This window comes from Streptococcus sp. DD11 (assembly GCF_001578865.1).
GTDB lineage: Bacteria > Bacillota > Bacilli > Lactobacillales > Streptococcaceae > Streptococcus > Streptococcus panodentis.
This window is the reverse complement of record NZ_KQ969396.1, coordinates 295359-305639: the sequence shown is the minus strand read 5'-3', so window position 1 is coordinate 305639 and position 10281 is coordinate 295359. Positions and strand designations below refer to the sequence as shown.

The window sequence follows — 10281 nt, the reverse complement described above, 5'->3', positions numbered from 1 at the left end:
CCAGCCGGTGCAGTTTGAGGAAGTGGTGGCTACGACCTCGCTCAACCGGCCCGGTGCCAGCGATTACATTGATAACTTTGTCAAGAGAAAGCATGGCCAAGAGCCGGTGGAGCTGCTGGATGACAGTCTGGCTGATATTCTGGCGCCTACCTATGGCATCATGCTTTATCAGGAGCAGGTCATGCAGGTGGCTCAGCGCTTCGGCGGCTTCAGTCTGGGCAAGGCCGATATCCTGCGCCGCGCCATGGGCAAGAAAAATGCTGCCGAGATGCACAGGATGGAAGAGGAGTTTGTAGCCGGTGCGGTCGCATGCGGCCACACAGCTGAGAAAGCCAAGGAAGTCTTTGCCATTATGGAGAAATTTGCCGGCTACGGCTTCAATCGCAGCCATGCTTATGCTTACTCAGCTCTGGCCTTTCAGCTGGCCTATTTCAAGGCACATTATCCGGATGTTTTCTTTGATATTATGCTCAATTATTCCAGCAGCGACTATATCACAGATGCGTTGAACTTTGGCTTTCAGCTGGCACCGCTCGGTATCAATACGATTCCCTATCATGATAAATTTCAGGAGAAGCAGATCTTTCTGGGTCTGAAAAATATCAAGGGTCTGCCGCGGGATTTGGCTTTTTGGATTTTAGAGGAGCGCAAGCAGGCCCCTTTTTCCGGCGTGGAGGACTTTATCCTGCGTCTGCCGCAGATCTATCATAAGGTGCAGCTTCTGACTCCCTTGGTACAGCTGGGTCTCTTCGACAGTTTTGAGCCCAACCGCCATAAGATTCTGGCCAATCTGCCCAATCTCTTTGTCTTTGCTGACGAACTGGGCAGCCTCTTTGCAGATAGCAGCTATTCCTGGACTGAGGCAGAAGATTTCAGCGAGGCCGAGAAGTTTGAGCTGGAGCAGAGCATTATCGGGGCCGGCCTCAGCGACCATCCTTTGATCCGTCTGGCCAAGCAGTCCGCTCAGCCTTTCAGCTGGATTGGTGAGCTGACGGAAAATAGCAGAGCGACGATTTTGGCAGAGGTGCAGAGCATCAAGGTCATTCGCACCAAGAAAGGTGAAAACATGGCCTTTCTGCAGGTCTCTGATACCAAGAAAAAGCTGGATGTGACCCTCTTTCCAGAGACTTACCGCCAGTTAGCGGACCGTATTCGAGAGAAGGGCTATTACTATCTGACCGGCAGGGTACAGGAGCGGGACGGCCGCCTGCAGATGATCCTGTCAGACCTACAGGAAGCCAGCTCCGAGCGCTTCTGGATCCAGACTGCCAATCACGACCATGATGTAGCCATTTCTCAGATATTGCAGCGCTATCCGGGCAGCATTCCCGTGGTCCTGCGCTATGAAGAGGAGAAGCAGACGGTCGCAACACCGCATTTTCGGGTAGAAAAATCTGACCGCCTGCAGGAGGAATTGAAAAAATACAGCATGAAAACGATTTTTCGCTAAAAAATATGGAAAAATAAGAGAATTTTCCTGCCGATTGTGGTATAATCTATAAGAATGTTAAAAAGAAGAAGGAGCAAAAAGCGAAATGAAACGTATTGCTGTTTTGACCAGCGGCGGTGATGCCCCTGGTATGAATGCTGCTATCCGTGCAGTCGTTCGTAAAGCAATTTCCGAAGGAATGGAAGTTTACGGAATTTATGATGGCTACGCTGGAATGGTTGCCGGGGAAATCTATCCCTTGGACGCAACCTCAGTCGGCGACATTATTTCTCGTGGCGGGACCTTCCTTCATTCCGCTCGTTACCCTGAGTTTGCCCAGCTTGAAGGCCAGTTAAAGGGGATTGAGCAACTGAAAAAGCACGGTATTGAAGGCGTGGTCGTTATCGGCGGCGATGGTTCTTACCACGGTGCTATGCGTCTGACAGAGCACGGCTTCCCAGCTGTCGGTGTGCCAGGCACCATTGACAATGATATTGTCGGGACAGACTTTACCATTGGCTTTGATACAGCCGTTACGACGGCGATGGACGCTATTGACAAGATTCGCGATACCTCATCCAGCCACCGCCGGACTTTCGTGATTGAGGTAATGGGACGCAATGCCGGTGATATTGCTCTTTGGGCCGGTATTGCTTCTGGTGCAGATGAGATCATCGTTCCTGAGGAAGGCTTCGAGATTGAGGACATTGTTTCCAGCATCAAGGGCGGCTATGAAAAAGGCAAGAAGCATAACATCATCGTTCTGGCAGAAGGGGTGATGTCAGCGGATGAATTTGCCAAGCTGCTGAAAGAAGCGGGCGATATGAGCGATCTGCGTGTCACTGAGCTGGGCCATATTCAGCGCGGCGGTTCACCGACTGCGCGTGACCGTGTGCTGGCTTCCCGCATGGGAGCCCATGCCGTTTCTCTGCTCAAGCAGGGAATCGGCGGTGTTGCTGTCGGCATCCGCAATGAGCAGATGGTAGAAAGCCCGATTCTGGGAACAGCAGAAGAAGGTGCACTCTTCAGCCTGACAGCTGACGGCAAGATTGTGGTCAACAATCCGCACAAGGCCGACTTGGAGCTGGCTGAGCTCAACCGCAGCATTACTATTTAATTATTATTTATTTGTTATTACAGGCCTCAAGGCCAAAATAGAAGAAGGAGTTTCATAAAAATCATGAACAAACGTGTAAAAATTGTTGCAACATTAGGTCCTGCGGTAGAGATCCGTGGCGGTAAAAAATTCGGTGATGACGGATACTGGGGCGAAAAACTTGATGTTGAAGCATCTGCACAGAATATCGCTAAATTGATTGAAGCCGGCGCCAATACCTTCCGTTTCAACTTCTCACACGGTGACCATGCTGAGCAGGGAGAGCGCATGGCAACTGTTAAGCGTGCAGAAGAAATTGCCGGTCAAAAAGTAGGTTTCCTTCTTGATACGAAAGGTCCGGAAATCCGTACAGAGCTCTTTGAAGGCGATGCCAAAGAGTATGCTTACAAAACGGGTGAAAAGATCCGCGTTGCGACTAAGCAAGGCATCCAGTCTACCCGCGAAGTAATTGCCCTCAATGTTGCCGGCGGACTGGACATCTATGATGATGTTGAAGTGGGCCGTCAGGTGCTGGTTGACGATGGTAAATTGGGTCTTCGCGTGGTTGCCAAAGACGATGCGACTCGCGAATTTGAAGTGGAAGTTGAAAACGACGGCATCATTGCTAAGCAAAAAGGTGTTAACATTCCAAATACCAAAATTCCTTTCCCGGCACTGGCGGAACGTGACAACGACGACATTCGCTTTGGTCTGGAGCAGGGCATCAACTTCATCGCGATTTCATTTGTCCGTACTGCAAAGGACGTCAATGAAGTGCGCGCCATCTGCGAAGAAACAGGCAACGGCCATGTTCAGCTTTTTGCCAAAATCGAAAACCAACAAGGGATTGACAACTTGGATGAAATCATCGAAGCTGCAGATGGTATCATGATTGCGCGTGGTGACATGGGGATTGAAGTACCGTTCGAGATGGTTCCAGTTTACCAAAAGATGATCATCACCAAGGTCAATGCTGCTGGTAAAGTAGTCATCACTGCAACCAACATGCTGGAAACCATGACTGAAAAGCCGCGTGCAACCCGATCTGAAGTATCTGACGTTTTCAATGCCGTTATTGACGGTACTGATGCAACCATGCTGTCAGGCGAGTCTGCCAACGGGAAGTACCCGCTTGAGTCTGTTCGCACAATGGCAACCATTGACAAGAACGCTCAGACACTGCTCAATGAGTACGGCCGTCTGTCTTCTACGACATTTGCCCGCAACTCTAAGACAGAAGTTATGGCTTCAGCGGTCAAGGATGCAACCACTTCAATGGATATTAAACTGGTTGTGACCCTGACCAAGACTGGTCACACTGCTCGCTTGATTTCTAAATACCGTCCGGATGCTGATATTCTGGCCATCACTTTCGACGAGCTGACACAGCGCGGTCTCATGCTGAACTGGGGTGTGATTCCTGTGACGACTGAGCGTCCTTCTAATACAGATGACATGTTTGAAATCGCTGAAAAGATTGCGGTTGAGCAAGGTCTGGTAGAATCTGGCGACAACATCGTTATCGTTGCCGGTGTGCCGCTTGGTGAAGCAGTCCGTACCAACACAATGCGTATCCGCACCATTCGTTAATTTGCTGATGAAAACCTTGCTGGCAGTCGCTAAAGACTGGCAGCAGGTTTTTTTGTCTTAGAGCTGTTTGCTGCGGCATTTCATTTTTTTGCAATCAGAATGATAGAAAACTGACTTTGTGTATTTTTCCTAAACATGGTATAATAAAACAAAAGAAATGGGAGAGGCGAATGGTAAAAAGGGATTTACTAAGAAATATTATTATTTTTTCAATTATTGCAGCTATTGTTATAGGCTTGAGAATCTTCATTTATACTCCTTATCGGGTGACGGAGCAAGACAGCAATTCTTACTTGGCAGAAAACGACCTAGTCTTGGCGACCAGAAAGCAAGACATCAAGCGCGGAGATTTTGTTCTCTACGAGGTGGACGGCAAGGACTACGTCGGCCGGGTCATTGCTCTGGAAAAGGATCAGGTAACCTATATGGACAACCTGCTCTATCTGAACGGTCAGGTCATGTCGGAAGAGTATATCGAAGAAATGCGGGAAAAATACCTGGCTTCAGCCGCCAGCACCGGCTATTATACTCACGACTTTTCGGTTCAGGAGCTCAAAGGTGCAGACGGAGACAGGGTAGCTCGGGCTTCTTATCTGGTCCTCAATGACCGGCGGGAGAACAATAAGGACAGCCGGGAGTTTGGACTGATTAAGGCTGACCAGATTAAGGGAGTCGTTGAGTTCCGTCTCTCTCCGCTGAGCAAATTCGGCTTTATTAAAAATAAATAAACCCAAGATTGATTTGCAGCCAAGGTGAAAGTGCCTTGGTTTTTTTTATAAATTCTTATCAGAGCTCTATGATATCATTTTTAGTTTTCGAACAAGTCTATTGATGAGTTAATAGATAGCAGTATGAATGATTTAGTTTCGCTTATGGTATCGTCATTTGGTTTAACTTTTATTACTTTGTTAGTTCAGCAGTCGAGATTCCTATTTATTTTAGGTTGTGGATGGGAGTCTGTCCCACCTCATCAGCTTTGCTCCAACAGCTTGGGAGGCTGTTGGAGGTTGTAGATAAGGCAAGCGAAGCTTGCATCAGACCTACTTTTGAGACTTCCTAACGGTCTTTTATCCGCAACCTCAAAGCAGTGCTTTGAGCAGCTCGCTGCCCTATCATCCTATATTTTAAGCGATAGACTGAAACGGTCCCCCGGACAGTTTCACTGCTAAAGGCAAATGAAAAGACTATAATGAAATTGTGAAAAGTAAAAAACTTTTGCCAAAATATGCTATACTCATGTTAGTTCATTCAGAAACTTTATGCTCTATAAAAGAAAGGAGTATTTATGAAAATTTCTAAGTTGCTGTTGGCAGCATTTATTGGATTTCTGGCTATAGGGATTCTTAGTGCTTGTAATCTGCAGAAAAAAACAGAACAGAAGAGGGAAGTGACCTTGACGGCAGAGGAAAAGAAGCAAATAAGAAAACAGGAAGAAGCTCTGGCTTTGTTTTTGATAAATCACTATGAAGGGATTAAGAAGATTGAGTTTTTATCTGTTTCTAGGAAACCATTTGCTCAATCCAGACGCGTATCCCTAAAAGTAAATGATGAGATTAATCTTAATTCATACTTAGAAGATGACTATAATAATGGTTATAGTTTAGCTTGTAAGAAAGGAGAAAGACCATTAATAAAAAAAGAGGCAGCGACAAGCGTTAATTCACTTGAAGGAGTAGAAGTAATTTATAACTTGGGAGAATAATATATCTGAAAAAGACTATAAGGAAATCGCAAGAAACTCTTATAGGTTAGATCCACAAGAGAACAAAGGCGATGAACAATTAAATATTGGAAATTCTGTTGATATAAACGACCGAAAATTCCAAATTATCGATGCTACTGGCAATTCTGCTGAGCCAACGAACAACAGTATGCAGGCTATGGCTGCTGCCCCTCTGGATGCAAATGGGAATGTGGACTATAGTCAGGTTGTGGTTTCTTATGTGGTAATGAGTTTACCTTATCATTTATGTTCATCAGGATGCTAGATATAAATGATAAGATAAAAAATTCCGAGAATTGATTTAAAAGTGCTTTTGTGTCATGCTCAAATAAATAAAGTAAGTAAAAAGGAGGTTGTCTCTTGAAAAGAAAGAAGATTGTTTTACTCATATTTACAGCCTTTCTGGGAGTCGGTCTGCTGGCAGCCTGCTCCCAGCAGAATCATAATAAAAAGGAGGAAGTCGCGTTGACAGCAGAAGAAAAGAAAGAGTTACGAAAACAAGAAGAAGCTTTGGCTTTATTTTTGGTGAATAATTTTGAAGATGTCAATAAAATAGAGTTTAAAACTATTTCAAAAGGAGGTTTTGGAAAACCTAGATTTATTGATTTTTTAATAAATGACAAAGTAGATGTTTCGACAGATTTGAGTGATAAATATGATATAGAAGATTATGGCTTAGTTTACCATAATAATTCAGAAATGTTGAAACGGAAAAGTATACCAACCACTTTCGAAAATTTATCAGAAACTCAATTAAAAGTTACATATTATGAAGAAAAATAAATGCCTATTACAGATAAGGATTATAGAAGGATTGTTACCTATGCTTATGAAGTTGACCCAGTAGATAATCCTGATAAACAATTATCGATTGGAGAAAACATCGATGTCAATGGCCGTCAATTCCAAGTTATCGATGCTACTGGCAATTCTGCTGAGCCAACGGACAACAGTATGCAGGCTATGGCTGTTGCTCCTCTTGATGCAAATGGGAATGTGGACTATAGTCAGGTTGTGGTTTCTTATGTAGGGACCAATTTTAGCGATAAGCTGGATGTTCTGAATGATATTGAAAATCTTGGCTTCGGTTTCCAGGATAAGATGTTTACGGATTTTCCATCAATGTGGGATATTGGGAAAAGAATATTGAGCGGGGAAGGAGTAGCAGAGAGTACTGGCAAAGAAACAATTAAAAATACAGTTGATGTCCAATCTAAGACAGCGGTAGAGTTTGCCCAGAGGGTGGAAAAAAGGTTCGTAAAGAAAATCCAAATGCTGTTATAACGACGAACGGTCATTCTTTGGGTGAATCTATGGCTCTTTATACAGCTCTAAAAATGGGGTGGAATAATGTTGGGTTTAATGGCCCGGATATTCATAATATTATTTCAGATGAGGAAATAGCTTATATGCAAGAGCATTCAGAGCAATTTCGAAATTTTAGAAATCCCAATGATATGATTTTAGGGAATATATTAGGAAATAAAACGGGAGTAGCCATCTATGTAAATATGACAGATGCGAGTTTTGTTGATGAAGTTTTGCAAATTTTACAAGACGATAAGCTCTCGCGGCAAGAAAAAAAGGATAGAATTTATAGCTTAGGAGATAAATATCATAGTTATAATACGTGGCAATTCAATAAAATAGGTCAGCTCATTGATGAAAATGGCAATGTTGTGACTAATACTGCAAAAGGAAATGCCAATACTCTAATCTCAGAAACGAAAGTCAAAATGTTGCGCTATTATAGTCTAAAAACGCTGCTTACAGAAAGCGGTGGAGGTCTAAATAGCAATGAGAAAATCTTTTTGGATAGCGAGCAGGCTGCAATTGGAGCAGAAGCATTAATCAAAGCGGCTCAGCAAACTCTTGATCAGATTAAGATTGAAAAACAAAGAGGGGTGGAAGAAGCGGAAGCTCTTTTTGAAACGACTAAATCTCCGCTTATGATTAACACCCTTAGTCCTTATGAGATTGAGGAAGCTTTTTTGGCGGGAGGAGTGAGTTATAAACTATCGTGAAAAATGTTGAAAACTCTTTGGAAAAGAAGCGTCATGAAGCTAGTCAAATTTTAGACGAAATAACTCGATTGAAAGAACAAATAGTAGCTGGTATTAATAAGCGACTTGAGGAAGATGCGGCTTTAGCAGGAGAATTTAATCAATGGACAAATTTGAATTAGCACAGCGGGAAATTGAAAAGAAGAGTAGAGAATTAGATGACTTGGAAGACTATCATCAAGCCAAACTGAAAGAATTAGATGCTAAAAGTGACTATTTTCAAACTGCTTGGCAGTCAATACAAGGACTTCTTGATGAAAAATATGAGGAAACGTTGTACTATTTGAGGGCTACGGATGCTGATCAGAGCTTTTACGAAGTTCTTAATAGAGAAATGGGAGCTTATCAAATGATGTCGGAAGAGGCATTGGTACAGGCACGAAGAGACTTAGAGATAGAAGTTTCAGAAGAGGAGAAAGTTTTTCGAAAGAAAAGAAAGCAGCTGGATCAGGATTTGGATGAAGCATTTAGACGCAGACGTTTAGCAGCTGATCAAGAAAATCAAGAGCGGTAGATTAAGGAAGTGATATAAAATGGTAAAGACAATGCTTGAAAATATTACGGATGTTTTTACAAACGGAGGATTAGATGATTTAGGAGTTCGTCTGAATGACATCAAAAGACAGATCGAGAAAACTTTAATTACAAATGTCTATGCTCCGCATGCTCTTCAAAAGCGTGACTCTATTAAATCTAAATCAAAGCAAGAAATTAGTAAAATTGCAAAAGAAGGGGAGTCCGCCCTGCAAGGAGTGAATGATACTTTGGATAGTGCCATAAAAGGTCAATGGTCAACGGCGGTTAGAGAGGCTATTACAGAGTCAAGTAATAAATATAATAAAATCTGACAAATAAAAAGACAACAGGTCCTTTTTGTGACTAGTTGTCTTTTTTGTTTCCTGATGAAAGATATTTTTCCAGCTTTCGTGGCGGCGCCAGAGACTGGTATGGATGATACCGTCCATTTCATAGCGTATCAGCTTGGTTTTTTGGCTGATTGAGAGGAGCTCGAAGTTCTGGATAGGCGTCTGCTCGGTTCTTTCTGCCTGAAACTCTGCCTTGTCCAGCTCACGGCCGTCTTGGGAAATGTAGATAAATTCCGAAGCGAGCAGGCTATCCAGCTGGCTGCCTTGATCTACCAGCTGCTCACGCATGAGCAGGTTTTGGGCGACATTGTCCAGCCTCTCTTCCTCTGGCAGGGGGGCTGGCTCGATGTGAATATCGGTGTCAAAGACGCCGAAGCGTTCCTGCAGCATTTCTTCGACCTGGTCGCAGATTTCGTGGCTTTCATAGACGGACAGGTCGGGATTCATTTCCAGAATCAGATCCAGATAGATATTGCTGCCGTAGGTTCGGCCCCGCTGGGATTTGACAGAAGTAATCTTAGGGATTTGCAGAATGGCCTTTTTATAGTCTTCCAGCAGGTTTTCATCAAAGCCATCGGACAGGCTGAAGGAGGATTCCATGAAAATATCATAGGCGGTCTTGAGGATAAAGAAGGTGATAATGATAGCGACAATCTTATCAACCAGAGGGAAATTAAGGGCACTGGCGATGATGGCGACTGAGGTCCCCAGTGAGGTCAGGGCATCGGACAGATTGTCCTTGGCAGCGGCATCCAGAGCCTTGGAATGGGCTCGTTTGGCCAGAGCTTTATTGTAAAAATAAACCCCAAACATGACGATAGCAGAAAGGAGTCCAACGATGGCACCGAGGGGGTCAATTCGCGTTTCCTGATTGGAAATAATCTTCTGGATAGTCTCCATCAAAACATCAAAACCAACAAAAAACATAATGAAAGAAGTGATCAGACTGGCCAGATCTTCCATTTTCCAATGGCCGAATCGGTGGTCCCTGTCGGCCGGTTTGCGGGCCATACGCAGGCCGATGAGGACGGCAATATTGGCTACGATGTCCGAGATGTTGTTAAAACCGTCGGCTGTCAAACTGGAGGACTGGAGGCTGGCTCCGGCAATCAGCTTGGCAGAGGAGAGGACCAGATAGGTCAGGATAGCCAAGATGGCCCCCCGCTCAGCCAGTTTGAGATTTTTAGATGGGTGATTGTTCATGGCTCCTCCTTTGCTGCAATAAGAACCGGCAGTGAGCTTTTAAAATACGCTTATTATAGCAGATTCTGACTGATTTTTCAATTTTAAGGCTAGAGAATTTTTGAAGATGAGGCAGGAGGAAATCATAGTTTTCAGCTCAGAAAAATGCTATAATAGTCTCATTGCTGCTCAATGAAAATCAAAGAACAGACTAGAAAACGAGCCGCAGGCAGCTCAAATCACTGCTTTGAGGTTCGGATAGGACTTGCAAAGCAAGTCTCAACTATGTTCGTCTTTTAGACTCCAAAAAGCTCCTACATTGAGGAAAACTC

At 44.0% G+C, this 10281-nt stretch carries 12 protein-coding genes; 11 read left to right on the top strand and 1 reads right to left on the bottom strand.

The features are described from left to right. The 11 genes from STRDD11_RS14675 to STRDD11_RS10790 form a co-directional block, all read left to right on the top strand. Positions 1 to 1450 (top strand): helix-hairpin-helix domain-containing protein (locus tag STRDD11_RS14675; protein WP_241209426.1); only part of this gene is annotated, 1450 nt, incomplete at its 5' end. A gap of 85 nt (positions 1451 to 1535) precedes the next feature. Continuing rightward, positions 1536 to 2546, top strand: coding sequence for a 6-phosphofructokinase (gene pfkA, locus STRDD11_RS10825; protein ID WP_128837291.1), 1011 nt, complete (start codon positions 1536 to 1538; stop codon positions 2544 to 2546). 63 nt (positions 2547 to 2609) lie between these two features. Continuing rightward, a complete protein-coding gene (gene pyk / locus STRDD11_RS10820; protein ID WP_128837290.1) occupies positions 2610 to 4115 on the top strand; it encodes a pyruvate kinase in 1506 nt (501 codons plus the stop codon). Positions 4116 to 4285: 170 nt separating this feature from the next. Further along, complete coding sequence (gene lepB, locus STRDD11_RS10815; protein ID WP_128837289.1) at positions 4286 to 4843, top strand: signal peptidase I; 558 nt, start codon at positions 4286 to 4288, stop codon at positions 4841 to 4843. 557 nt (positions 4844 to 5400) lie between these two features. Continuing rightward, positions 5401 to 5817: a ubiquitin carboxyl-hydrolase gene (locus STRDD11_RS10810; protein WP_128837288.1), complete on the top strand. Its 417-nt coding sequence runs from the start codon at positions 5401 to 5403 to the stop codon at positions 5815 to 5817. 381 nt (positions 5818 to 6198) lie between these two features. Continuing rightward, positions 6199 to 6621: a ubiquitin carboxyl-hydrolase gene (locus tag STRDD11_RS10805; protein WP_128837287.1), complete on the top strand. Its 423-nt coding sequence runs from the start codon at positions 6199 to 6201 to the stop codon at positions 6619 to 6621. After that, complete coding sequence (locus tag STRDD11_RS14670; protein WP_241209425.1) at positions 6622 to 7122, top strand: hypothetical protein; 501 nt, start codon at positions 6622 to 6624, stop codon at positions 7120 to 7122. Positions 7123 to 7151: 29 nt separating this feature from the next. Further along, the gene (locus tag STRDD11_RS14665) at positions 7152 to 7862 is read left to right on the top strand and encodes a hypothetical protein (RefSeq protein ID WP_241209424.1); all 711 of its coding nucleotides are present in this window, start codon (positions 7152 to 7154) and stop codon (positions 7860 to 7862) included. Then, the gene (locus tag STRDD11_RS14660) at positions 7859 to 8023 is read left to right on the top strand and encodes a hypothetical protein (RefSeq protein WP_241209423.1); all 165 of its coding nucleotides are present in this window, start codon (positions 7859 to 7861) and stop codon (positions 8021 to 8023) included. Before STRDD11_RS14665 ends, STRDD11_RS14660 begins: the two co-directional genes overlap by 4 nt. Continuing rightward, positions 8005 to 8415 carry a hypothetical protein gene (locus STRDD11_RS10795; protein WP_128837286.1) on the top strand — a complete coding sequence of 137 codons (411 nt, stop codon included), beginning with the start codon at positions 8005 to 8007 and terminating at the stop codon, positions 8413 to 8415. Before STRDD11_RS14660 ends, STRDD11_RS10795 begins: the two co-directional genes overlap by 19 nt. Positions 8416 to 8434: 19 nt before the next feature. Continuing rightward, positions 8435 to 8749, top strand: coding sequence for a hypothetical protein (locus STRDD11_RS10790; RefSeq protein ID WP_128837285.1), 315 nt, complete (start codon positions 8435 to 8437; stop codon positions 8747 to 8749). Here the strand turns inward: STRDD11_RS10790 and STRDD11_RS10785 are convergent. Further along, positions 8723 to 9970 carry a cation diffusion facilitator family transporter gene (locus tag STRDD11_RS10785; RefSeq protein WP_128837284.1) on the bottom strand — a complete coding sequence of 416 codons (1248 nt, stop codon included), beginning with the start codon at positions 9968 to 9970 and terminating at the stop codon, positions 8723 to 8725. The genes STRDD11_RS10790 and STRDD11_RS10785 overlap by 27 nt on opposite strands. Between the last annotated feature and the right edge of the window lie 311 nt (positions 9971 to 10281).